The 21,453-nt window shown below is 62.8% G+C and carries 25 protein-coding genes; 15 read left to right on the top strand and 10 right to left on the bottom strand.

Annotated features, from left to right (window positions below; all coding sequences use genetic code 11):
• Nucleotides 1-48 precede the first annotated feature (48 nt).
• The 5 genes from JI748_RS13235 to JI748_RS13255 all read left to right on the top strand — a co-directional run bounded on the left by JI748_RS13235 (nt 49) and on the right by JI748_RS13255 (nt 4,791).
• Nucleotides 49-609: a cupin gene (locus JI748_RS13235; RefSeq protein WP_201631425.1), complete on the top strand. Its 561-nt coding sequence runs from the start codon at nt 49-51 to the stop codon at nt 607-609.
• Between the two features lie 76 nt (nt 610-685).
• A complete protein-coding gene (locus JI748_RS13240; RefSeq protein ID WP_201631427.1) occupies nt 686-1,300 on the top strand; it encodes a DNA-3-methyladenine glycosylase I in 615 nt (204 codons plus the stop codon).
• 57 nt (nt 1,301-1,357) lie between these two features.
• Complete coding sequence (kaiC, locus tag JI748_RS13245; RefSeq protein ID WP_201631429.1) at nt 1,358-3,037, top strand: circadian clock protein KaiC; 1,680 nt, start codon at nt 1,358-1,360, stop codon at nt 3,035-3,037.
• Nucleotides 3,038-3,061: 24 nt separating this feature from the next.
• The gene (locus tag JI748_RS13250; protein WP_201631431.1) at nt 3,062-3,352 is read left to right on the top strand and encodes a circadian clock KaiB family protein; all 291 of its coding nucleotides are present in this window, start codon (nt 3,062-3,064) and stop codon (nt 3,350-3,352) included.
• Nucleotides 3,349-4,791 carry a sensor histidine kinase gene (locus JI748_RS13255; protein WP_201631440.1) on the top strand — a complete coding sequence of 481 codons (1,443 nt, stop codon included), beginning with the start codon at nt 3,349-3,351 and terminating at the stop codon, nt 4,789-4,791. Before JI748_RS13250 ends, JI748_RS13255 begins: the two co-directional genes overlap by 4 nt.
• 108 nt (nt 4,792-4,899) lie before the next feature.
• Here JI748_RS13255 and JI748_RS13260 read toward each other — a convergent pair whose 3' ends face one another.
• Nucleotides 4,900-5,130 (bottom strand): hypothetical protein, encoded by a 231-nt coding sequence (locus tag JI748_RS13260; protein WP_201631442.1) that lies wholly within the window; start codon nt 5,128-5,130, stop codon nt 4,900-4,902.
• A 252-nt stretch (nt 5,131-5,382) separates the two neighbouring features.
• Here JI748_RS13260 and JI748_RS13265 point away from each other — a divergent pair, with 252 nt between their 5' ends.
• Genes JI748_RS13265 through JI748_RS13275 form a run of 3 tightly spaced genes read left to right on the top strand, consistent with a single transcriptional unit; the run spans nt 5,383 to nt 8,332 of the window.
• Complete coding sequence (locus tag JI748_RS13265; protein WP_201631451.1) at nt 5,383-5,925, top strand: molybdopterin-dependent oxidoreductase; 543 nt, start codon at nt 5,383-5,385, stop codon at nt 5,923-5,925.
• A complete protein-coding gene (locus tag JI748_RS13270; protein WP_201631453.1) occupies nt 5,922-7,301 on the top strand; it encodes a sensor histidine kinase in 1,380 nt (459 codons plus the stop codon). Before JI748_RS13265 ends, JI748_RS13270 begins: the two co-directional genes overlap by 4 nt.
• Nucleotides 7,298-8,332 (top strand): response regulator, encoded by a 1,035-nt coding sequence (locus tag JI748_RS13275; RefSeq protein ID WP_201631455.1) that lies wholly within the window; start codon nt 7,298-7,300, stop codon nt 8,330-8,332. The genes JI748_RS13270 and JI748_RS13275 overlap by 4 nt, the downstream gene beginning before the upstream one ends.
• On the opposite strand, the gene JI748_RS13280 is transcribed toward JI748_RS13275, so the two are convergent.
• On the bottom strand, nt 8,329-8,514 hold the full coding sequence (locus JI748_RS13280) for a hypothetical protein (RefSeq protein WP_201631457.1): 186 nt from the start codon (nt 8,512-8,514) through the stop codon (nt 8,329-8,331). The two genes, JI748_RS13275 and JI748_RS13280, sit on opposite strands and share 4 nt — an antisense overlap.
• A gap of 18 nt (nt 8,515-8,532) precedes the next feature.
• Complete coding sequence (locus JI748_RS17345; RefSeq protein ID WP_210338807.1) at nt 8,533-8,679, bottom strand: hypothetical protein; 147 nt, start codon at nt 8,677-8,679, stop codon at nt 8,533-8,535.
• Nucleotides 8,680-8,837: 158 nt separating this feature from the next.
• On the opposite strand from JI748_RS17345, the gene JI748_RS13285 reads away from it, so the two are divergent.
• Complete coding sequence (locus JI748_RS13285) at nt 8,838-8,990, top strand: DUF1127 domain-containing protein (protein ID WP_201631459.1); 153 nt, start codon at nt 8,838-8,840, stop codon at nt 8,988-8,990.
• Between the two features lie 7 nt (nt 8,991-8,997).
• Nucleotides 8,998-9,138 carry a hypothetical protein gene (locus JI748_RS17350; protein ID WP_210338808.1) on the top strand — a complete coding sequence of 47 codons (141 nt, stop codon included), beginning with the start codon at nt 8,998-9,000 and terminating at the stop codon, nt 9,136-9,138.
• A gap of 41 nt (nt 9,139-9,179) precedes the next feature.
• On the opposite strand, the gene JI748_RS13290 is transcribed toward JI748_RS17350, so the two are convergent.
• Nucleotides 9,180-10,952, bottom strand: coding sequence for a hypothetical protein (locus tag JI748_RS13290; protein WP_201631461.1), 1,773 nt, complete (start codon nt 10,950-10,952; stop codon nt 9,180-9,182).
• Between the two features lie 172 nt (nt 10,953-11,124).
• Here JI748_RS13290 and JI748_RS13295 point away from each other — a divergent pair, with 172 nt between their 5' ends.
• On the top strand, nt 11,125-11,694 hold the full coding sequence (locus tag JI748_RS13295) for a lytic transglycosylase domain-containing protein (RefSeq protein ID WP_201631463.1): 570 nt from the start codon (nt 11,125-11,127) through the stop codon (nt 11,692-11,694).
• Nucleotides 11,695-11,696: 2 nt separating this feature from the next.
• On the opposite strand, the gene JI748_RS13300 is transcribed toward JI748_RS13295, so the two are convergent.
• Nucleotides 11,697-12,086 (bottom strand): response regulator, encoded by a 390-nt coding sequence (locus JI748_RS13300; protein ID WP_201631465.1) that lies wholly within the window; start codon nt 12,084-12,086, stop codon nt 11,697-11,699.
• 211 nt (nt 12,087-12,297) lie between these two features.
• Between JI748_RS13300 and polA the strand changes: the two genes are divergently transcribed.
• Both polA and JI748_RS17355 read left to right on the top strand, forming a co-directional pair.
• Complete coding sequence (polA, locus tag JI748_RS13305) at nt 12,298-15,216, top strand: DNA polymerase I (protein ID WP_201631467.1); 2,919 nt, start codon at nt 12,298-12,300, stop codon at nt 15,214-15,216.
• A complete protein-coding gene (locus tag JI748_RS17355; RefSeq protein WP_210338809.1) occupies nt 15,213-16,058 on the top strand; it encodes a hypothetical protein in 846 nt (281 codons plus the stop codon). Before polA ends, JI748_RS17355 begins: the two co-directional genes overlap by 4 nt.
• Before the next feature lie 167 nt (nt 16,059-16,225).
• Here JI748_RS17355 and JI748_RS13310 read toward each other — a convergent pair whose 3' ends face one another.
• Nucleotides 16,226-16,519 (bottom strand): GIY-YIG nuclease family protein, encoded by a 294-nt coding sequence (locus JI748_RS13310; protein ID WP_267911593.1) that lies wholly within the window; start codon nt 16,517-16,519, stop codon nt 16,226-16,228.
• Between the two features lie 254 nt (nt 16,520-16,773).
• Nucleotides 16,774-17,100, bottom strand: a complete 327-nt coding sequence (locus tag JI748_RS13315) for a hypothetical protein (protein ID WP_201631469.1) — start codon at nt 17,098-17,100, stop codon at nt 16,774-16,776.
• Nucleotides 17,101-17,523: 423 nt separating this feature from the next.
• Here JI748_RS13315 and JI748_RS13320 point away from each other — a divergent pair, with 423 nt between their 5' ends.
• Together JI748_RS13320 and JI748_RS13325 are read left to right on the top strand one after the other, a co-directional pair.
• On the top strand, nt 17,524-17,682 hold the full coding sequence (locus JI748_RS13320; protein ID WP_201631471.1) for a hypothetical protein: 159 nt from the start codon (nt 17,524-17,526) through the stop codon (nt 17,680-17,682).
• Nucleotides 17,666-18,118, top strand: coding sequence for a DUF1810 domain-containing protein (locus JI748_RS13325; protein WP_201631473.1), 453 nt, complete (start codon nt 17,666-17,668; stop codon nt 18,116-18,118). Before JI748_RS13320 ends, JI748_RS13325 begins: the two co-directional genes overlap by 17 nt.
• On the opposite strand, the gene JI748_RS13330 is transcribed toward JI748_RS13325, so the two are convergent.
• The 3 genes from JI748_RS13330 to JI748_RS13340 all read right to left on the bottom strand — a co-directional run bounded on the left by JI748_RS13330 (nt 18,119) and on the right by JI748_RS13340 (nt 21,333).
• Nucleotides 18,119-18,337, bottom strand: a complete 219-nt coding sequence (locus JI748_RS13330; protein ID WP_201631475.1) for a hypothetical protein — start codon at nt 18,335-18,337, stop codon at nt 18,119-18,121.
• 45 nt (nt 18,338-18,382) lie between these two features.
• On the bottom strand, nt 18,383-18,811 hold the full coding sequence (gene tsaE / locus JI748_RS13335) for a tRNA (adenosine(37)-N6)-threonylcarbamoyltransferase complex ATPase subunit type 1 TsaE (protein ID WP_201631484.1): 429 nt from the start codon (nt 18,809-18,811) through the stop codon (nt 18,383-18,385).
• Between the two features lie 74 nt (nt 18,812-18,885).
• On the bottom strand, nt 18,886-21,333 hold the full coding sequence (locus JI748_RS13340; protein ID WP_201631492.1) for a sensor histidine kinase: 2,448 nt from the start codon (nt 21,331-21,333) through the stop codon (nt 18,886-18,888).
• Nucleotides 21,334-21,453 lie beyond the last annotated feature (120 nt).

The raw sequence follows: 21,453 nt of genomic DNA on the forward strand, positions 1-21,453 counted from the left end.
CGAGGAACGGGGCGCCCATGGGCGCCCCAATTTTCCAAGGAGCCAGACGTGAGCCAGATCACCACTGAACAATATTGGTCCAAGCCCAAGGGCATGCTGCCCAATAGCCGCTTCCCCCTTCTGGTGCACCGCAAGGCCGTGCCGGGCGGCGGAGAAGACGCGGTCGAAGCGCACTTACGGGGAAATGGCTGGTACAACAACTGGCGCTATCCCGGCATCTACACCTACCACCACTTCCACTCCACGACCCATGAATGCCTCGGCTGCGCTCGCGGCTGGATGGAAATCGTGGTGTTCGGCGAGGGCGGCACCACGCTGCGCGTCGAGGCAGGTGACATCATCGTGCTCCCCGCCGGCGTTTCTCATTGCATGACCGGCAATTCGGACGACATCCAGATGGTGGGCGGCTATCCCGATGGCCGCGACTGGGACAATTGCCAGCAGGCCAACCTCACCGAAGAAGCCCGCCGCCAGGCCGCCAAGCGCATCATGATGCTGCCCATTCCGGCCAAGGACCCCGCCACCGGCCAGCCGATGCAATCCTGGCTCGATGCCCCCTCCTCCGTTGACGCCGAACTCAACGACTTCCGCGACGGTCTCGACGACTAGGCCGCCCCTCTTTTCTGTGCTGACAAGACATGTCAGTGCTCCCTGCCAAAAGCCGGTGGCTGCGGGGAGAACCAACATGACCACGATCAACGGACCCGATGGCCTTCCGCGCTGCGCCTGGTGTGCCGGGGCGCCGGAATTTGTGCCTTATCACGACCATGAATGGGGCTTTCCGGTCGGTAACGACCGGCGTCTGTTTGAAAAGCTCAGCCTTGAAGCCTTTCAGTCCGGGCTCAGTTGGCGCACGATCCTTAACAAGCGCGAGGCGTTTCGCGCCGGTTTTGCCGATTTCGAGATCGCCAGGGTCGCGGCGTTCACCCAGGCCGATGTTGATCGCCTTCTCCAGGACGCCGGCATCGTCCGCCACCGCGGCAAGATCGAAGCCGTCATCAACAATGCCGCCCGCGCCCAAGAGTTGATCGCCGAAGCGGGGTCTCTCGCTGCCTTCGTCTGGCGCTACGAAGCCAAGGAAACAGCGCCGCCGCAGAGCCGGTCGACGTCGCCCGAGTCCGAAGCCTTGTCGAAGGCGCTCAAGAAGCGTGGCTGGCGCTTTGTCGGCCCGACAACCGTATTTGCATTCATGCAAGCCATGGGCCTCGTCAATGATCATGCCCAAGGCTGCGTCATCCACGCCCGGGCCGCCGAGGCCCGCAAGGGCTTTGTCCCTCCAGCCAGCGCCCATTCGCTTTAGACTGGCGAGAACACTGGTTCTGCCCTAGGGATAGTTGATCCTCACCAAGAGCCAAGCATGGTCCAGCCTACCGGTATCTCCAAATCCCTCACCGGCATTTCCGGTTTCGACGATCTCACCCTTGGCGGCCTGCCGACCGGCCGGCCCACCCTGGTCTGCGGCTCGGCCGGTTGCGGCAAGACGCTTTTTGCCACGACCTTCCTGATCCATGGCGCGCGCGATTTCGACGAACCCGGTGTTTTCGTCACCTTCGAGGAGCGGCCGGTGGACATCGCGGCCAATGTCGCCTCGCTGGGCTTCGACGTCGAGCGCCTCGTGGCAGAGGATAAGCTCAGCTTCGAGCATATCGAGATCGATCCGACCGAACTGGCCGAGATCGGCGACTACGATCTTGAGGGGCTGTTTCTTCGCCTGGAACTGGCCATCGACTCCATCGGCGCCAAGCGCGTCGTGCTGGATACGATCGAGAGTCTCTTCTCCGCCTTCTCCAACCCCGCCATTCTGCGCGCCGAAATCCGGCGCCTCTTCGATTGGCTCAAGGACAAGGGCATGACCACGGTCATCACCGCCGAGCGCGGCGATGGCACGCTGACCCGCCAGGGCCTCGAAGAATATGTCTCGGACTGCGTGATCCTCCTTGATCATCGCGTCGATAGCCAGATTTCCACCCGCCGCATGCGCATCGTCAAATATCGCGGCACCGCGCATGGCACCAACGAATATCCGTTCCTGATCGACGAAGACGGCTTTTCGGTCCTGCCGGTCTCCTCACTCGGGCTCAACCATCAGGTGTTCGAGGAGCATATCGCCTCGGGCGTGCCCGATCTTGACGCCATGCTGTCGAGCGGCGGCTTTCACCGCGGCTCCTCGATCCTCGTGTCCGGAGTTGCCGGCTCCGGCAAATCCTCGCTGGCCGCAAGTTTTGTTGGCGCTTCGGCGGCGCGCGGCGAACGGGCGATCTATTTCTCCTTCGAAGAATCGCAAGAGCAGACGGTGCGCAACATGCGCTCCATCGGAATCGATCTCGCGCCGCTGCTTGAAAGCAAGCTGGTGCGCCATGTCGCTGCCCGTCCCACCTTCTATAGCCTTGAGATGCACCTGGCGGTGATGGTCCGCGAAATTCAGCGCTTCGACCCGCGGCTCGTCGTGCTGGACCCGATTTCGGCGTTCATGGAAAGCGGCGATCGCCTCGAAGTGCAATCCATGCTCCTGCGTATGGTCGATTTTCTCAAAAGCCGCGGCGTCACCGCAATCTTCACCCATCTGATGCACAGCCAGGACGGCAATGTGGCAACCGATGCTGGCCTTTCCTCGTTAATGGATGCTTGGATCCTCATGCTCAACCGGGAAGTCAATGGTGAGTTCAACCGCGAACTCTACCTCCTCAAGGCCCGCGGCATGTCTCATTCCAACCAGGTTCGGGAATTCGTTATGAGCGGCGAGGGCATTCAGCTGCTGCCGCCCTATCTTGGCGAAAATGGCGCCTTGACCGGCTCTGCCCGTCGCAGCGAAGAAGCGCGCACGCGCCGCACGGAAGCCGAACGCCTCGGCGAAATCGAGCGCTTGCGCACTCAGATCGAGACGCGGCGCCGCAAGGCGCATGCGCAAATCGAAGCGCTTACGGCCGAACTCGAGGCCGACGAGGCAGAATTACGCTCTGTGCTTGGGCGCGAAGCAGCGTATCAGAGGCAGGCGGATACCGACCGGGCGGAAATGGAAACGAGCAGGCGTGCCTGAGCTCGTTCAGTTAGAGATAAGATCATGACCATCGAAAGCCCAAATCCTCGCAAGCTTACGCTTTACGTTGCGGGGCAAACGCCCAAATCGCTCACCGCCATTGCCAACCTCAAGAAGATCACCGAGGAGCATATGCCGGGCCAGTACGAGATCGAGGTGATCGATCTGCGCGAGAATCCCAAGCTCGCCAAGGAACATTCCATCGTCGCCATTCCGACCCTGGTCCGCTCCCTGCCGGTGCCGATCCGTAAGATCATCGGCGATCTGTCCGATGTCGAAAAGGTCCTGGTCAATCTCAAGGTTCAGGGCGAATGAGCACCGAAGAGATCGCCGAGCTGCGCATCCGGCTCGATGAGGCGGAGCAAACGCTGAAAGCGATCCGCGAAGGCCAGGTCGATGCCCTGGTCATCGACACGCCCGAGGCGGCGGAGATCTTCACCATCGAAGGCGAGGGTCAATCCTATCGGGCCTTCATGGAAGCCATGGATGTCGGCGCTGCGGCCGTCGACCACACGGGCCGCATTCTTTATGTCAACGCCAACCTTGCCGGCACTCTGGGCTCAGGGCTTAACTCGCTCCAGGGCGTGCGCTTCGGCGATGTGGTCGCCCCGGCGATTGCCGGCTCCATCGAGAGCGTCTTTTCGCGCGGCGAGGACAGCGTCGAGATTCAGCTCAACCAGCATGGCCGCGACAGCCACTTCCTGGTTTCCGCCAAGCCGATGCGCCTTGGCACCACCGCAGGCTACGCCGTCACCTTCACCGATGTCACCGAGCGGGTGGAAGCCGAACTGGCGCTGCAGAGCGAACGCGCTGCCCGTGCCGTTATTGCATCGGCCAATGAAGCGGTGCTTGTGTGCGACCGCAACGGCGTCGTCACCCACGGCAACCTCGCGGCGCAAAATCTCTATTCGGGTGATCCCGTGGGGCGCAAGTTCGCTGATATCGTGCCGCTGACCTTCCCCGGCGCGACGGGCATGCTGCAGGCCTCCGACATTGTCGAGATGGCCATCCAGGGCACCGCGGTGCAGGGCATAGAGGCGCATGCGCCCAATGCACCGCGCGTCAAGGATTACCAGATTTCTGCCGCCCCGCTGCAGGTGGGTGAAGACGCGGTCAGCGGCTGCGTCATCACCATGGTCGATATGAGCCAGCGCAAGGCTGCCGAAAAGCAGCAATTGCTGTTGATGCGCGAACTCGACCACCGGGTCAAAAACACCCTGGCGCTGGTGCTCTCTATCGCCGGCCGCACCATTCATCACGAAGATACGCTGGAAGGTTTCCAGAAGGCGTTCACTGGCCGCATCCAGGCGCTGGCGGCGACGCATAACCTTCTTGCCGAAAATTCCTGGACCGATCTCACCATCGCCGACGTGGTCCAGGCCGAGCTTGCCCCGCATGGTGGCGGCGTCGGCCGCATCCATATCGAGGGACTGGATCGCAACATTGCGCCGCGCGCCGCGATCGCCCTCGGCCTTGTCATCCACGAGCTCGCCACCAATGCCGCCAAATATGGAGCGCTTTCGACCCGAGACGGCCGCATTGACGTGCGGACGACCGGCTCGGACAACGAGACGTTCCGCATCGAATGGCGCGAAACCGGCGGACCGGCGGTCGCGGTGCCGACCCGCAAGGGCTTTGGTCAGAACGTCATCGCCCGCAGCCTGCAATACACGCCTAGCGGTGGCGCCGAGATCGAATACGCGCCCGAAGGCGTGATCTGCCGCATCGCTCTGCCGGTCGAAGACCTGCGCTGAACCTGCAACGAAGCTGACCGGACGACAAAAAAGCCGCCCGGCATCAGCACGGGCGGCAGTGTTTAGGAGGTCAGGGCGCCGCGGCAAAACGGCGCTGATGAGCACTGTTTAACGAAAGGTTACCGGCCGATCCCCACCCGTTTGAGGGGTGGTCCGAACAATCCGCCGGCGGCGCCAGGATTGCAGCAACACGGCCGCGATCGAGAGCACGAGCATGGCTGCAAGAAAGCCAAAACCAAGCACAAGCGTTGTCTTGAAGCCCAGCACTTCATGCCCGACGAAAAAGAACGCGATCAGGCCATAGGTGGGCAGCGACAGATCTTTTTGGCAGCAGGGCATGGTGAGGCTCCTTAACAAACGAGAGTGCCCTGATTTCCCCGATGTCTCCCTCCCCGTCGCCACCTGTTTGAGTGGGCTCGGGCGCTCGGTAGTTGCCGATTTGCCGTTGTTTGCCCCTGTCCCCACCCAAACAGGTAAAATCGGGAAATTATATCAACATTGTGCTGCGCAAGTGCTGGACCTAAGCAACGCGCCGCAGCAATATGGACCTTGTGCTCCAGAGAGGTCTGGACCATTGGGGAATGCTTCAAAATGCTTGTGAAAACTGCGCCGGTTGCTGGGTGGGTAGCCGCAGCACGGCTTTTGTTGATTGCCGCCGCCACGATCCTGGGCCTCGGGCAGGCGCTGGCGCTTGATCCGCTGCCCGCGCCAACCGGTCCGGTGATCCTTACCGTTGCCGGTGATCTTGAAGTCACCAATAGCGACGAAGGCGCCGATTTTGACCGCGAAATGCTTTACGCGCTAGGCCTTACCGATCTTGTCACCACCACGGCCTGGACTGACGGGCCGCAGACCTTCCGCGGCGTGGCGCTGCAAACCGTGCTCGATCGCGTCGGCGCCAAGGGCACGACGATCAAGGCCACGGCACTGAACGATTTCCGCACCTCGATCCCCTACGAGGAAGCGGCAAAATACAATGTCCTCCTGGCTTCCGAGATGAATGGCGAGGAGATGAGCGTGCGCGATCGCGGTCCGCTCTGGATCGTTTACCCCCGTTCCGACTTTTCCGAACTCCAGGCGCCCGAATACAATGACCGCTGGGCCTGGCAATTGCGGACGCTTGAGATCGAATGAGCCTGCGGCCGTGGATGACAAGGCGATTTCTCGTGGCGCTGGTCGCCATGGGAATTCTGTTCGCCCTGTTGATCGCGGCCAGCGTTCGCCTCCTGCAGAGCGAAACCCGTACAGTCGACTATATCAGCGAGGACATGGTCTGGCTTTCGAGCCAGGGCCAGTATGAAGCCATCCGCTATGCCGATGCCCTGTCGAGCTTCGCCCGCGGGCAGGCGACCATCGACGAGCCGCAGCTGCGGCTTGATCTCCTCAGCAGCCGCATCACCGTGCTCGAGGACGGCGAAACCTACCGGCAGATGCAGCAACTGGGCTATGCGGACGAGCTGACCCAGTTCCGCGTTGCGGTCGACGACGCGGTGAACCGCATGGTGGGCCTGCAGCCCAGCCATGTGGCGGAGATCACCGCGCTCCACAAGGAAGCCCAAGACCTTGCCGCGGATCTTCGCGATGTTGCCAATGCTGCGATGTTTGCCAAGCGCGACCACGACAAGGGCGTGCGCGACGAGCGGCGCCATACATTGTTTGAAGTCCTGGGCACGCTGGTTGCCACCATGGCCGCGGGTCTCCTCATGGCGGGGGTCCTTGTGCGCGACCACCGCAACATGGTGAGCGCGGAGTCCGCTCTCGAGCGCGAGCGGCAGGTGTCGCGCCTGCACCGTGCCTTCATCTCCGTCGTCTCGCACCAGTTCCGCACGCCGCTCGCCATCATCGACGCCAGCGCCCAGCGTATGATCCGCCGCGGCGCGCAGATGGATGTGACCGAGATCGTTCAGCGCGCCGACAAGATCCGCGCCGCCTGCCTCCGCCTCACGCGTCTGATGGAATCCACCCTTAACGCCGCTCGGCTCGAAGAGGGCGAGATCACTCTCAACATCCGAGGCTGCGACCCTGTTTCATTGCTGCGCACCGTGATCGACAGCCAGCCCGATCAGGATCAGAAGCGCATCGAATTGCGCATGGAAAACGTTCCCGGCTGGATCGAAGCGGACATTACCCTGCTTGAGCAAGCGGTGCAGAACCTTCTCTCCAACGCGCTCAAATATTCGCCAGACGGCGAGCCGGTTCTGGTTGCCGCGCGGCGCCATGGCACCGACATCCTGATCAGCGTTACCGATAAGGGCGTCGGCATCCCACCCGACGAGATGGACCAGTTGTTCCGCCGCTTTTTCCGCGCCAGCACGTCGGAAGGCATTCCGGGCACCGGCATCGGCCTCAGCTTTGTTTGGCAGATCATGGATCTCCATCACGGCACGGTTGATGTCCGCAGCACTTTGGGCCAGGGCTCCACCTTCACCATCCGCATGCCTATCACTCAGCCCGTTGCCAAGACCGGCACCAGGCCTCCCCTCCCCGCAGAAGCCACGGCACCATCATGACCGCCTCCATCCTTTGTGTCGAAGACGAAGCCGATCTGCGCAGCGACATTGTCGAGGAGCTGGTCGCCGCCGGCTACCAGGTGGACGAAGCCGGCAATGGCCTTGAAGCGCTCGAGCAGCTCAAGAACCAGCGCTATGACCTCGTGCTCTGCGACATCACCATGCCGCGCATGTCCGGTCTCGAACTCCTGAAACAGGTGCGCCAGGAAGCCTCGATGGCCGACCTGCCGTTCATCTTTCTCACCGCCCTTGCCGGACGCCGCGACATCATCGCCGGCAAGGAAGCCGGGGTCGACGACTACCTGACCAAGCCCATCGATTTTGATCTCATGCTGATCACCATCGCAGCGCGCCTCGATCAGGTCCGCCGCATCAAGGGAGCAAAGCCCGCTGAGGACGAGGGCGAAAGCCAGTCGCTGCGCGCCGCGCTCCTCGGCGCCGACGAGGCGCTTAACCGCATCGCCGTAGGCGTCTTCCTGCTCGATAGCGAACGCAAGGTGTTGTCCCGCAATCGCCGCGCCGATGAACTTCTGGCCGAAGCCGATGGCATCAGCCTGTCGCGTGAAGGGCTGTTGCGCGGGGAAAAGCCGCAGCAGACCCAGGCGCTGCGCGACATCGTCGACATTGCGATCGCCCGCGTCGCCGAAGGCAACCGGCAGGGCAGCGAAGCGGTAGGCCTCACCCGCGACAGCGGCAAGCGTCCGCTGATCGCCGTCGCCTGCCCGCTGGGCAAGGGTCCCGCCGCGGCCGGCGAGCCGGTCGTGGGCCTCTTCGTCACCGATCCCGAATGGCGGTCTTCGGATGCCGCCAGCGCCGTCGCCCAGCTTTATGGTCTGTCGCCCGCCGAAACGCGGCTGGCTCTGGCCCTGGTACGCGGGCTCCGGCTCGATGAAGTCGCCGATGAATTCGGACTTTCGCGCAATACGGTGAGCTACACGCTCAAGAACCTCTTCCGCAAAACCGAGACCGACCGGCAGGCCGACCTCATCAGCCTCTTTCTCTCCAATCCAGTGTCGCTGGAACGGAGCTAGGCCGCCCGACGGCCCGCCAGGGTCCAGTCTGACCGGGCTGGACGCTTGCGCGCGGATTTGGGCCGGAACGCCGGGTCGGCCGCGATCAAGGAAGCGATCGCCTGATCCAGTCCGCGGAACACGCCGCCGAGTTCGGGAAAATCGGCTTCGTTGAAGTTGGAATTGTCTGGCAAACGGGTCATCTCGCTTCTCCCCGGCAACTACTGCATCAGCCCATAGGGCAGGATCAGCATGGCAAGGCTGACCGCATAAAGGCTTGAAATCATCAGGGTGCGCCGCATCGGGACCTCCGCATCTGGTGTGAAAGAATCAAGGCGAGTGCATCGCCATTGACCGGCTTTCACCATGCCCAAGCCTCGCGCCGCACCCTCTGTTTGAGTGGGCCTCCTTGGATTTGTTGAGACCTTGGATCGACGTCCGGAAAAAATATTGAGCCCACCCAAACAAGGGGTTCGGTCCAGTCGCGCCACCCCTAGAGAGAGCTCACCAAACAAGGAGAGCTTTCATGAACATCATCGACACCTGGCTGGAAAAGCGCCGCAACCGCTCCACCTACCGCCAACTGGTCACCCTCAGCGACCAGATGCTGGGCGACATCGGCATCACCCGCTACGACCTCGACAAGCTGCGTCGCGGCCGTCCCGCAAACGACCGGTGATTGGGCGATGTATATGCAATCCCGCCTCCGCCGCCGCCTCAAGCGCAGCGGCGAAGTCTTCACCGTCCTCCTTGCCGCCTTCGTCGTCCTGGCCCCGCGCCTCGACCAATGGGGCGTGCTCGAGCAAGTGCTGACCCGGCTCGTTTGACCAGCAAAGTCCGGTGATGCGGTGCAAGCATCACCGGGCTTTTATTGCTGGCTAAGATCAATCGCGTAGATCTGGAGCGGCTCCTCGGGCCCGCTGATCCGCTTGAGCCATGGCCAGTCGTGCCCGTCGAAATCGGGTAGTCCGGCAAGGCCATTGGTCGCCGGAACGCCGCGGCAGAACACCAGATAATCAAGGTCGCGCTCCTCGGCCACGTCCCGCGCCTGGGCTTCGCCATCGCGGTAGAAGCTGATCATGTCGCGAAGACCCTGCTCGTTGCGATGGTAGCCCGCCGAGACGATTGCATGGGGCGTCCGCATCAGGATTTGGGGACCAATAATGATGTAATTCATGAGCCGCGCAGGCGGGAGAGCCGCCAGCGGCTCATAGGCGTCTTGTTCGACGCAAGCGGCGAAACTTGCCGCTTCTGCGGTTTTCGGCGCCGAGGCAAACAGCAGGGAAAAGACGTAAAGATGGGTGGCGCCGGCAAAGGCCAGCAAGGTCAAGCCAGCGACCACAGCCGAGCCCAAGCTCTGGCGAGCTCGAAACCAGGCAATCACCCTTGCCACAATCCAGGCAGCACCGGGCAGCACCGCGATGGTCAGCAGTCGAAATCCGCGGATCTGCAGGCAGAATATGATAAAAAGCGCGGCGGAAAAGCCGGCAAGCACCAACCAACGCCACCGCTCCCTAGACGGCACGAGGCAGGTCACGATCAGCACGGCAATCGTGCCCAGGATCGGAGTGACCGCCAGTGCTATTTCACTGCGCCAGACGCTCCCCCAAAGCCAGATCGGCTGTGCCTCACCGATCTCGGACAGGTAAATGGTCGCTAGATCGGCGTCGAGATCGCCATAGGGGCCCAAGCGACAAGAGGGAAAGAGCCATAGAACCATGGCAAGCACAGCGCAGCCCAAGATCGCGAGGACAACGAACCGGGATGCGGTATGGCGCAGCCATGGCGTTAACGAGACTGCGATCAGTACAGCGGCTGCGTAGCCGATCGCCGCTGTGAGATAAGTGATCGACAGCGCGTCGCAGGCGGGGGACAGCCACAAAGCGGGCGGTGTCGCCAGCAGAAAATGGAACAGTACTGCCGCTGCAAAACTGGCAGCAAAGGCAAGCACCATTGGCTTGCTTTGGTGCGGGTCGACTACCCAATAAAGCGCAAAGCAGACGAGAGCCGAAACTAGCGAGGGCAAAATTTCGGTGCCGATCGCGAGCCCGGTGGCGGTCGTTACCCCAGCAGCGACGGCCCAGCCCAGCCGAAAGCGCCCTTCCAAACAGGCGAGGATCATCAGCAGCGTCAGGGCAAGTTGCACGTTGTGATGATCGATGCGACCTGGGACGAACTCGGTGTAAGCAGCGATCGAGAAAGCCAGCAGCGCTAATGCAGGCAGGCGCGCGGCTTTTCCCGCGACACGTTCCGTCACTTCGGCGACCAGGGCTACCACTGCAAGCAGCACGAGAGGCGGCCAGACAAAGGCTGCCCAACGGGGTGCGGCGTCCTGAGCAAACGGAGTGAACAGGGCCATCAGCGCCACAAGTGGCGCATCGATCAAGCGCGACCAGTGCATTGGCGCGCCATAAGGCGTGTTGTCACGGTATTGGGTTGTATCGAACCAGGACTGCCCGTTGAAGAGATCAATCGCCTCGACCAGCCGCATGACATCGTCACCTCCGGAAGGAGGAACTACACCGCTGATAATGACCGAGACGCTCAACGTGACAGTTAACGCTAGCCAGATCGCCAGGACCTGGCCCCAGTTTGTGTTAAGCCAGCCCATCTGCGTCCCCGCCTCGACGCGATAAGCCATAAGAGGACAGCGTTAACCCGAGCTTAAAGTTGACCTGTCACCCAGGCAACGTCGTGACTTCGACCATCCCGCCTCCGGCTCCAGACTTGCCACCCAGCCCCATTTCCGCCATCGTCATGCCGCGATTGGCGTTTAACCCCCGGTCTAACGGGGTTCCCGAGAAGGAAAACGCATGACGGTTCGGCCGCTTTCCATTGCCGGTTCGCTGGCTCTTGCCCTTGTGGTTTCCGGCTGCACCGTGGCCGGCATCAAGCCTTTGCCCGGCAATCGCACCGGAGAAGCGGCCACGACGGCGATTGCCGCCCTTGCCCCAACGCCTGCCGGTCACATGCCCGATGCTGCGGCAATTCCGGCAGCGTCCAGCGGGCTCTTGGCTTATGCCGGCAGCGGTGGCGGTCAATATGATGGGCTGATTGCCCACTATGCCGAGCAATACAATGTCCCTGAATCGCTGGTCCGCCGCGTTATCGTGCGCGAAAGCGGCTATAACGCCGCCGCTCGCAACGGACCCTATTACGGCCTTATGCAGATCAGCCACGCGACCGCGCGCGGCATGGGTTTTTCCGGCAGCGCCTCCGGCCTGCTCGATGCAGAAACCAATCTGCGCTACGCCGTGCGGTATCTGGCCGGCGCCTATGTCACGGCCGGCGGCAATGCCGACCGCGCCGTGCAGTTCTATGCCCGCGGCTATTACTACGATGCAAAAAAGCTCGGCCTGCTCGACCAGAGCGGCCTGCGCTAGGCCTATTCGCCTTCGACCTCACCGAACAGGCTCGCGATCTGGCGGGCCAGTTCTTCCTGCCGGAAGGGTTTTTCCAGCCGCGGCAGGCCGGTCGGCGCATCTTCGGGAAGTTCCGCATAACCGGTGGCAAGCAGGATCGGCAGGCCGGGGCGCAGCGCCCGCGCGGCTTCCGCCAGTTGCACGCCATTCATGCCCGGCATCGAGTAATCGGTGATCAGCGCCGCAATGTCGTCGCGCTTTTGCAGGATCGACAGGGCCTCTGCGGCGGAGAATGCCTCCACCGGCAGATGGCCGAGTTCGGCCAGCTGGTCCACCGTATTGAGCGTGATCAAGGCATCGTCGTCGACCACCAGAATGGTGACGCCGGAACCCCGGGGCGGGCTGACTTCCACTGACCGATCCTTTGGCCGCACAGGCCCGTCCGGGTGCTCGCAACATTGCCGCTTGCCCATTTTGCTCGTTAGTTGAAAACTATGGCGAAACGAGGTCAGGCCCTTGTTCCGGCACCGCAAAATCGTGCTGACTGTGTCTGGCAAAATGGGGTGCCATCCTCCTTCCCAAACCGATAAAGTCGCCCGGCACGAAACCCAAGGAATCGTCCTCATGCATTTGCTGCTCGTTGATGGCTCGGGCTATATTTTCCGCGCCTTCCACGCCCTGCCCCCGCTTAACCGCAAGTCCGACGGCCTGCCCGTCGGTTGCGTCCAGGGTTTTTGCAACATGCTGTTCAAGCTGACGCAGGACATGGATATCGATGAGCCCCCCACCCATGTGGCGGTGATCTTCGACCATTCGGCCAAGACATTTCGCGACGAAATCTATTCCGATTACAAGGCGCATCGCCCTTCGGCGCCCGAAGAGCTCGTGCCGCAGTTCCCGCTCACCCGCCACGCCACGCGCGCCTTTTCCATCGCCTCGATCGAAATGGAAGGCTGGGAGGCCGATGACATCATGGCGACCTATGCCTGTCAGGCCAAGTCGCGCGGTTGGAAGGTCACCATCGCCTCCTCCGACAAGGACCTGATGCAACTCGTCGAAATGGACGGCTCGATCCGCCTCCTCGACACCATCCCCCGCCCAGGCCAGCCGCCGCTCAGGTGGATCGGGCCGGACGAGGTCTTCACCAAGTTCGGCGTCACGCCCGACAAGGTCATCGACGTGCAGGCGCTTTGCGGCGACAGCGTCGACAACGTTCCCGGCGTCCCCGGCATCGGCGTCAAGACGGCGGCCGAGCTCATCAACCAGTATGGCGATCTTGAAACGCTCCTCGCCCGCGCCGAGGAGATCAAGCAGCCCGCCCGCCGCCAGAAGCTCGTCGACAATGCCGAGCTCGCGCGCATCTCCAAGCAGCTCGTCACCCTCGAACAGGCCGTGCCGCTCGAGATCGATCTTGATGGCCTCGCGCGCCAGCCCATGGCGCCGTCGGCGCTGTTTCCCTTCCTCAAGGCGATGGAATTTGCCACCATCACCAAGCGCCTTGCCGGGCTCCTTGACGCCAACCCCGATGATTTCGAGCCCGATCCGGATCTCAAGGCCGGCGGCAACAAGGATATGGGCGCGCCGAAAAAATCGGCCGACCTCTCGGTCGCCAAGGCCAAGCTCGCCGCCAATGTCGTGCCCGGCACCGGCCCTGCCCGCTTCGCCGCCAGCGAACACGCGCGCGTCAAGGCGGTCCCGATCGACTACGACGCCTATCGCACGGTCACCACGGCCGAAGATCTGAGCGCCATCGTCTCCCGCATCTACGCCCGCGGCCATGTCGCCATCGACACCGAAACCACGGGGCTCGATCCGCAGCAGGCCGATATCGTCGGCATTTGCCTGTCCACCGAGATCGGGGAAGGCTTTTACATCCCCGTCGGCCACGCCAAGGCCGGCGACCTCCTCGCCGGTGGCGGCCTTCTCGAAGGCCAGTTGCCGATCCGCGACGTGCTCGATGCGCTCAAGCCCGTGCTCGAAGACCCTTCGATCCTCAAGATCGGGCAGAACAGCAAGTACGACATGGAAGTGTTCGAGCGCTACGGCATCGCCATGGCGCCGATTGATGACACCATGCTCATGAGCTACGCCCTCGATGGCCCGCAATATAACGGCCTCGACGTCCTCGCCAAGCATTGGCTCGACCACAAGACCATCACCTTCGGCGAGCTCGCCGGCACCGGCAAGGGGCAAAAGACCTTCGACCAGCTCGAGATCGCCCCCGCCGCCCGCTATGCGGCCGAAGATGCCGACGTCACCATGCGCCTCTGGCATGTGCTGAAGCCCCGCCTCGCCGCCGAAAACGCCACCGCGCTCTACGAAACGCTGGAGCGCCCGCTCGCCCCGGTCCTGGCCCGCATGGAAGCACGCGGCATCACCGTCGACCGGCAGATCCTCAATCGCCTGTCCGGCGATTTTGCCCAGCGCGCCGCCGCGCTCGAGGCCGAAGCCTATGAGCTGGCCGGGCAGAGTTTCAACCTCGGCTCGCCCAAGCAGCTGGGCGAAATCCTCTTCGACAAGATGGGGCTCGAAGGCGGCACCAAGACCAAGACCGGCGCCTGGTCCACCGGCGCCGACGTGCTTGAAGACCTCGCGCTCAAGGGCGTGCCGCTCGCCCGCACCATCGTCGATTGGCGCCAACTCACCAAGCTCATGGGCACCTATACCGATGCCCTCCCCACCTATATCAACCCGCGCACCGGCCGCGTCCACACCTCCTATTCGCAGGCCTCGGTGCTCACCGGGCGCCTTTCCTCGAACGAGCCGAACCTGCAAAACATTCCGGTGCGCACCGGCGATGGCCGCAAGATCCGCACCGCCTTTGTCGCGGCGCCGGGCAAAATCCTGATCTCGGCCGACTATTCCCAGATCGAGCTGCGCCTTCTCGCCCATATCGCCGATATCGGCGCGCTCAAGGACGCTTTTGAGGAAGGCCTCGACATTCACGCCATGACGGCGTCGGAAATGTTCAACGTGCCGGTCAAGGACATGCCATCGGAAGTCCGCCGCCGCGCCAAGGCCATCAATTTCGGCATCATCTACGGCATTTCCGCCTTTGGCCTTTCCAACCAGCTCGGCATCGCGCGCGGCGAGGCCGGCGACTATATCAAGACCTATTTCGAGCGGTTTCCGGGCATCAAGGACTACATGGACGCCCAGCGCGCCCGCGTCAAAATCGATGGCCACGTCACCACGATCTTTGGCCGAAAAATCCAGTTCCCAAACGCCAATTCCGGCAATCCGTCGGAACGCAGTTTCGTCGAACGCGCCTCCATCAACGCCCCCATCCAGGGCTCTGCCGCCGACATCATCCGCCGCGCCATGATCCGCATGGAACCCGAACTCAAGCGGCTCGGCGTCGAAGCCGACATGCTCTTGCAGGTGCATGACGAACTAATTTTTGAAGCCCCGGAAGGGACGGAAGAGACGGCAATGTCGGCGATCAAGACGGTCATGGAAGGCGCATCGGAACCAGCCGTGCGGCTAACGGTGCCGATCCAGGTCGATGCGCATGCGGCGAAGAATTGGGACGAGGCGCATTGAGCGAAGCGGCAGAAGCAATTCAGCCTTGCCGCCTAACCCTCGCCGAACCGCCGAACTCACCCAAACACGGTGATACTTACGCGTATTTGCCTCCAAAGTATGCGCGTACTCAGCACGAGTTGGCACTTACGATTGCTTGGATTTGTCACCGAAAACTTTGGGGACAAACCTATGCTGGGTTGCAGCCAGATTACTTCTGGACCCAACCACAGGATGCCGGTGTTCTTTTGCGGCCAGTGGTAACGACATCGCGCCTCTTTCCTGGTGCAACAAAGCCTGGAGACGTCGACCTCCTAGTCATTCCCTATCACGGAAAGGAGTTGGTGCTTGAACGGTCGCTAGCGATGGAAATCAAGGTTATCCGAGCAAGTCACGCTAGGCCGGGTAAGTCGCCGAACGACTTTGGGTTTTCACAGGCAGAGGGCTTAAGCGCATTGGGGTTTCCCTATGTTGCTGTGGTTCACCTAATTGTCTCAGATTCTGCGCCAGAAAATGAATGGCGTATGATGGGAAAGGCAGAAGTGCTTGACTCCAGTGGGCGCGTCCGGATGCTTGAACCGGAGCCACACGACATGCTGCCCGCTGATCTGATGGAACGTGCTTTCGGGCGCCTTAAGGCAAACTCCCGCGATGGAGCGCACGGAATAGCGGCCGTCTACTTGGACAAATGGTCTGAAGAGAGTCGAAAATTCGAATACAATGGCTTCTGGTTTCCAGAGTGCCAACCGGCGCTTCGTAACCCATCAGTGTCCTACGATCTTCTTCCCTATATAGGGTCGTACTACCTTCGGAACTCAAGTTCCTTTTTGGCTACTCCAATGTTCGATCCGCCTAACACGTAGATTCAACCTCTGGCTCCACACCCACCAGCCGTCACCCCGGCGAAGGCCGGGGCCCATCTTGAGGTGGTGGTTCAATCCAACAGCGTCGCGGCTCGCTTTGGGGGTGGGCCCCGGGTCAAGCCCGGGGTGACATGCGGTGGGTGGGACGCAATGTTCCTTAACCACCCTCACTCGCGCTGCCCGGTGATCTCCCACCAGAGATCGTTCCAGTCGGGGTTTCGCTCTTCGATCAGCGCCACCTTCCAAGATCGCAACCATCGCTTAATGCGCTTCTCCCGAAGAATGGCCTCGCTTATGTCGTCGTGCGTCTCGTACCAGACCAGCCGCTTGCAGCCATTGGTCTTGGTGAAGCCGGGCGCCAGTCCCTCGCGATGTTCATAGGTGCGGCGCACAAGGTCATTGGTGACGCCGGTATAGTCCGTACCGTTCTTGCGATTGACCATGATGTAGACGAAGTACACCGGCGCCCCCGCAGTGTTTCAACCTAAGGCACAATGCAACAACACCCACCGGCTGTCACCCCGGCGAAGGCCGGGGCCCATCCTGAGGTGGTTGTGCGGGGCATAGAGGTTGCGGCGCGCTCCGTAGCTGGGCCCCGGGTCAAGCCCGGGGTGACGGCTGGTGGGTGTGGCACCCTCCCGCCCTGCGAGCGCAGCTCTCCGGGCCTAGCCTGCTAAAATCGCTCCACTGGAGCGATTTTGCGTGCCGCCGCAAGCTAGTCACCCAGCTTCACCCACTTCCACGTTTGGATCTGCCGCACCGCGCCCGGCCGTCGCACCATGAGCACGCCATAGTCCCATGTCGTCGGATAGGTCAGCGTCACGCGGACCCAGCCGTCCGGGCCGCAATTGGCGCAACCGAAGGGTGGGTCGAGGGCGTCGCGGCTGGGGGCGAAAAACTGGATGAGGTCGGTTGCCAGATACCGCACCTCGCGTTTGCACAGCCCGCATTTGCAGATGACGATCTGCCCGTCATCGGCCGCATGCCTGAGCGTCCATTCCTTGCCCGGATAGGGCCGTTCTCCGCGATAGGGTTGGGGCATGAATCAGTCTCCGTCGCGGCACACTAGCACGAGAACGGAACAAGAACGATCACGGTTGCGGACGACGAATATCCCGCTTATCCCCATGACCAGAACCCGCGCTATTCTCCCTGCATCAGCCGGGTGGAGATGGGGTTGCAACGATCAACCGTCCGGCGACAGTCGGGAGGGCTCTGCATCGTTCCGGAGCCTGGGTCCGCGGACGGGGAGGCGTAATCCTCCCCTAAGACGCTGCCTGCCAGAAAACCCGGCGCCTCGAGACGGTCTTTGTCTCACATACAAAACTACTCAAGAGGCGAAAGCCGTCTCGGGGCACCATCATCTGCCGCACACCCGGAGGCTTCCGCCGTCCGGCGCCTCTGCTCGCCTCCGCGCAACCGCCTCCCGTTTGCGCCGTTCCCCAAACACATAAGGAGATGCGCCATGCCCCCAACCGAAAAGCCCGGCAATGCCAAGCAGGACGACGACACCAAGTCGCTCAACGATACGCGCGAAGACACCGAGCTGCCCGCCGGCGAGTTCGCGACCGAGGACGACGCCGACAAGATCGGCAAGAAGGATCCTCATGGCAACCGCCGCTGAGCCTCAAGGCGCGCTGGTCGCCAAATTCCTTAGGGCGCAGGACCGGGTCTATCCCGAAGCCCTGGGCGAGCTGCGCGCCGGCCAGAAGCGCAGCCATTGGATGTGGTTCATTTTTCCCCAGCTCGCCGGCCTGGGCCACAGCGAGATGGCGCGTACCTATGCGCTCCAAAGCCTCGACGAAGCCCGCACCTTCGCCGCCCATCCGGTGCTCGGCGCGCGCCTGCGCGAATGCACGGAAGCGGTGCTGCTGCATGCGCCCGATGGGGCCGCACCGCGCGATCTCACTACCATCTTCGGCGCGCCGGACGACAAGAAGTTCATCTCCTCGATGACGCTTTTCGCCCGCGCCCTCCCCGACGACCCGCTCTTCCGGAAAGCGCTCGACGCTTTCAACCGTGGCGAAGAGGACCAGCGCACGCTGGCCCTCCTCGGCTGATCACTGGCTTTGCGGATGGTCGGCCGGCGGCTCGACGTTGTCGGGAAACGACTTTTGGCCCGGCGGGAAATCAGGCGCCTTGCCGGGGCTATCGGGCTCGAGCGGGAAGTCTTCGTTGTCGGGCCGCGCCGTCCCCGGACCCATCGGTGGCACGGCGCCGGGCTGGGTGTCGTCGGGCATTGTCGGAATGGTCGGCTGGGTCGGGTTGTCGATGCTCATGAAACGTGTCTCCTTGTCACAGGAAGCAACAGGAGAGCGCCCCGATCAGTTCCGCCGCACCGTGGCCAGCCGCCCCGCCCCGCCAGGCGGGATTTCGAGCCTGACCGTCACGGTCACCGCCGCCATCACCTGCGGCGCCCGGCTGGCCCACTCGACCAGGACGACGGCGTCGGGATCATCGAGCAGCCCCAGTTCATCGGCTTCCGAGGCATCGGCCAGCCGATAAAGATCGGCATGCAGCACGGCGCCGCCGGTCGTCTCATAGGGCTGGATGATGGCAAAGGTCGGCGACGGCACTTCCAGCGCCGGATCCCCTGCCAGTGCCCGGATCATCGCCCGCGCCAGCGCCGTCTTCCCGGCCCCAAGGTCACCCTCGAGGCTGACGATATCCCCCGGCACCAGGGTCGCCGCTAAACTGGCCCCAAAGCTCGCGGTAGCATCGTCGTCGGGGAGGAAGGTTTGGGTATCGGTCATTATCGGCGCCTGTTGCTTTTACCCCCACCCGACCTCCCCCTCCTCAAGGGGGAGGCCGGGTGGGGGTCTAGGCTTTACTCCGCCACCCCAGCCATGGCGCTGTCGCGCGGCAGGTTGACGATAATCCGCGATCCCTTGGGCTCGCGGCGTTCGGCGGAAATGGTGCCGCCATGGAGGTTGACGAAGGTGCGCACGATGGAAAGCGCCAGCCCTGCCCCGCGCTGCCGCCCGCCCGATTGCGGACCGTCGAGCCGCGTGAGGATGGCCGATTTCATTTCATCGGTGAGGCCTGGGCCCTCGTCCTCGATGATAAACAGCATGCGATCGGCGCGATGCGACACCGAGAGCCGGATTTCCCCACCCGGCGGCGAGAAGCGCGCGGCGTTGGAAAGGAGATTGTAGAGCACCTGCACGATGCGGGTGCCATCGGCAATAAAGGGCGGCAGGTCCGGTTCGAGCGTGACGACGAGATTGGGCGGCTCGCCGGAAACTTCGGGGAAAGTCGCGGTGATGCCGGCGCGGGCCTTGTCCACCAGCGTCGCAATATCCTGCGGCTCGGGATTGAGCTCGGCAATGCCGGCATCGACCGATGCCAGGTCGAGGATGTTGTCGATCAGGACGCCCAGCGTCACCGAGGAGGCGCGGATATAGTCGATATATTCGCTCTGCCGCTCGTTGAGGCTCCCGCTTTCGGTCTGGGCCAGAAGGTCGGCAAAGCCGATGATATTGGTCAGCGGCGAGCGTAGCTCATAGGAGACGTTTTCGACAAACGCGTCCTTGAGCCGGTCGGCGGCCACCAGCGCATCGTTGCGTTCCTTGAGCACCTTGGAATAGCTGGCGCTTTCGGTGACATCCAAGAAGGTCATCATCGTCTGCCCGTCGGGCAGGCGGGTGATGGCATAATCCACCAGCCGCCCATCGGAGCGGTTGATGCGCCCGGTCTGGTCGGTGCGGGTGGGATTGAGATCGATGATGCCGCGCTTCAAATCCCGCCAGATGGTCGAGCCATCCTCGGGGATCGCCCGGCCCGAGGCTTCGGCCAGCTGGTCGATATGCGGATTGGTCTCGAGGAAATTGGTGGGCACTTTCCAGAGCTTGGACAGCTGCGGATTGGAAAGCGTCAGCCGCCCGTTGGTGCCGAACACCGCGACGGCTTCGGAAAGCGCATTGATGGTTTCGCGCATGACATTGGTGAAGGCCTTATTGGCGCTTTCCAGTTCGAGCCGCTCGGTCATGTCCTCGAAGACATAGATGACCCCACCCTGCGCCCCTGACGGCGCCGAAATCACTTTGATGGTGCGCCCATCGGGCAGGTGCCACGGATCGGCTTCGAAAGGCGTCTTGCGGCTATAGCTTTCGAGGTGCTTGGCGCGCCAGGTGTGATAATCGACCTGGTTGGGCAACTGCCCCTCGGTGCGCAGCTTGTCGAGAATGGCGCGCTCGTCGAGGCCGAGCGTCAAAAAGCTCGGCTCCAGCCCCCAAAGTTCGGCATAGGCTTCATTGAACTGCACCAGCTCGCGGCGGGCGTTGAAGATGGCGATGGGCGTTGCCAGAGCATCGATGACGCCACCGATATGGCTGAGCCCCGGCTCGGCCCCGGACACGGCGCGCGGCGCGTCGCTCAGGGTGCGCAGATAACCGGCGCGGCCGCCAGGCACCGGAAATTCGACGATCTCGAACTTGCCCCTGGCACCAAGATCGACGGCGAGGGTGACTGGTTCCGTGCTGGTGCGGCACGCCTTGAGGTGAGCGGCAACCCGGGAGGGTTCGAGCAACTCGGCCGGACTGGTTTCGGAGACCGGTTTGCCCAGCGTCGTGCAGAGCGCGAGATAGGCCGGATTGGCATAGACCAGGCGGTCATTGTCATCGCGCAGGAAAGCCGGCTTGTTCAGTTCGCGCAACACGGCGCGCACGCCCTGTTCATTGCCCGGAGCCGCCACGGTCTCACCGGGCTGCTCGAAGGCGGGCCGGAGGCGTAGGGCGACAGCGCCGCCGGTCACCCAGCCGGTGGCACGCACCAGCCGTTTGTCCAGCGTCACCAAGCTCGTCGAAAAGGCACGCCCATGCATGCGCAGGTCTTCGACCAGAGCGGCCATGCGGTTGCTCTCGGCAGCACCGAGCCAGGAATGAAGGTTGAGGACGCTCTTGGGCTCGCGACCTTGCGGCAGCACCGAGGCGGCATGACCCAAAAAGCGCGGAGCATCCTGGCCGGTCCAGAGGACGGTCAGTTCATGGCTGCCGGCGACGAGGTTTTCATATTCGTCGACCATGGCGCGAAGGCCGGCGATCTGCTCGGCGGCGCGGCGGCGGGTGGCCTTGTTGTCGACCAGAAGGGTGCGCAGCACGGCCATGGAGAGGAGCGCGAAACCGCCCGCGCCCAGAGCGACGGCGATCGGCGCAACGCCACTGAAGCTGACGGGAAGAACGCCTTGTGCGCTGGCCGGGACTGCCGACATCAAGGTCAGGGGTGCTGCGGCAAGCGTCGCAAATCCCCAATGCTTCCGGAATAGATCCGGCGCCATACCAGCCCTCTTTCGCTCTGTTGCGCTGCCAATCCGGCAAGGTTGCCGGTACGCTCTGCACTCAAAAGAAGGCTGCCAACGCAGAACCGCACCCCGGCTCCGGCAACCTCCAGAGCCTGC

It is taken from the genome of Devosia rhizoryzae, assembly GCF_016698665.1.
GTDB lineage: Bacteria > Pseudomonadota > Alphaproteobacteria > Rhizobiales > Devosiaceae > Devosia > Devosia rhizoryzae.

Excerpts from the sequence above, each read along its gene's own strand:
- JI748_RS13240 (WP_201631427.1), top strand. The coding sequence starts at position 686 with ATGACCACGATCAACGGACCCGATGGCCTTCCGCGCTGCGCCTGGTGT.
- kaiC (WP_201631429.1), top strand. The coding sequence starts at position 1,358 with ATGGTCCAGCCTACCGGTATCTCCAAATCCCTCACCGGCATTTCCGGT.
- JI748_RS13250 (WP_201631431.1), top strand. The coding sequence starts at position 3,062 with ATGACCATCGAAAGCCCAAATCCTCGCAAGCTTACGCTTTACGTTGCG.
- JI748_RS13255 (WP_201631440.1), top strand. The coding sequence starts at position 3,349 with ATGAGCACCGAAGAGATCGCCGAGCTGCGCATCCGGCTCGATGAGGCG.
- JI748_RS13260 (WP_201631442.1), bottom strand. The coding sequence starts at position 5,130 with ATGCCCTGCTGCCAAAAAGATCTGTCGCTGCCCACCTATGGCCTGATC.
- JI748_RS13265 (WP_201631451.1), top strand. The coding sequence starts at position 5,383 with ATGCTTGTGAAAACTGCGCCGGTTGCTGGGTGGGTAGCCGCAGCACGG.
- JI748_RS13270 (WP_201631453.1), top strand. The coding sequence starts at position 5,922 with ATGAGCCTGCGGCCGTGGATGACAAGGCGATTTCTCGTGGCGCTGGTC.
- JI748_RS13275 (WP_201631455.1), top strand. The coding sequence starts at position 7,298 with ATGACCGCCTCCATCCTTTGTGTCGAAGACGAAGCCGATCTGCGCAGC.
- JI748_RS13280 (WP_201631457.1), bottom strand. The coding sequence starts at position 8,514 with ATGACCCGTTTGCCAGACAATTCCAACTTCAACGAAGCCGATTTTCCC.
- JI748_RS17345 (WP_210338807.1), bottom strand. The coding sequence starts at position 8,679 with ATGGTGAAAGCCGGTCAATGGCGATGCACTCGCCTTGATTCTTTCACA.
- JI748_RS13285 (WP_201631459.1), top strand. The coding sequence starts at position 8,838 with ATGAACATCATCGACACCTGGCTGGAAAAGCGCCGCAACCGCTCCACC.
- JI748_RS17350 (WP_210338808.1), top strand. The coding sequence starts at position 8,998 with ATGTATATGCAATCCCGCCTCCGCCGCCGCCTCAAGCGCAGCGGCGAA.
- JI748_RS13290 (WP_201631461.1), bottom strand. The coding sequence starts at position 10,952 with ATGGCTTATCGCGTCGAGGCGGGGACGCAGATGGGCTGGCTTAACACA.
- JI748_RS13295 (WP_201631463.1), top strand. The coding sequence starts at position 11,125 with ATGACGGTTCGGCCGCTTTCCATTGCCGGTTCGCTGGCTCTTGCCCTT.
- polA (WP_201631467.1), top strand. The coding sequence starts at position 12,298 with ATGCATTTGCTGCTCGTTGATGGCTCGGGCTATATTTTCCGCGCCTTC.
- JI748_RS13315 (WP_201631469.1), bottom strand. The coding sequence starts at position 17,100 with ATGCCCCAACCCTATCGCGGAGAACGGCCCTATCCGGGCAAGGAATGG.
- JI748_RS13320 (WP_201631471.1), top strand. The coding sequence starts at position 17,524 with ATGCCCCCAACCGAAAAGCCCGGCAATGCCAAGCAGGACGACGACACC.
- JI748_RS13325 (WP_201631473.1), top strand. The coding sequence starts at position 17,666 with ATGGCAACCGCCGCTGAGCCTCAAGGCGCGCTGGTCGCCAAATTCCTT.
- JI748_RS13330 (WP_201631475.1), bottom strand. The coding sequence starts at position 18,337 with ATGAGCATCGACAACCCGACCCAGCCGACCATTCCGACAATGCCCGAC.
- tsaE (WP_201631484.1), bottom strand. The coding sequence starts at position 18,811 with ATGACCGATACCCAAACCTTCCTCCCCGACGACGATGCTACCGCGAGC.
- JI748_RS13340 (WP_201631492.1), bottom strand. The coding sequence starts at position 21,333 with ATGGCGCCGGATCTATTCCGGAAGCATTGGGGATTTGCGACGCTTGCC.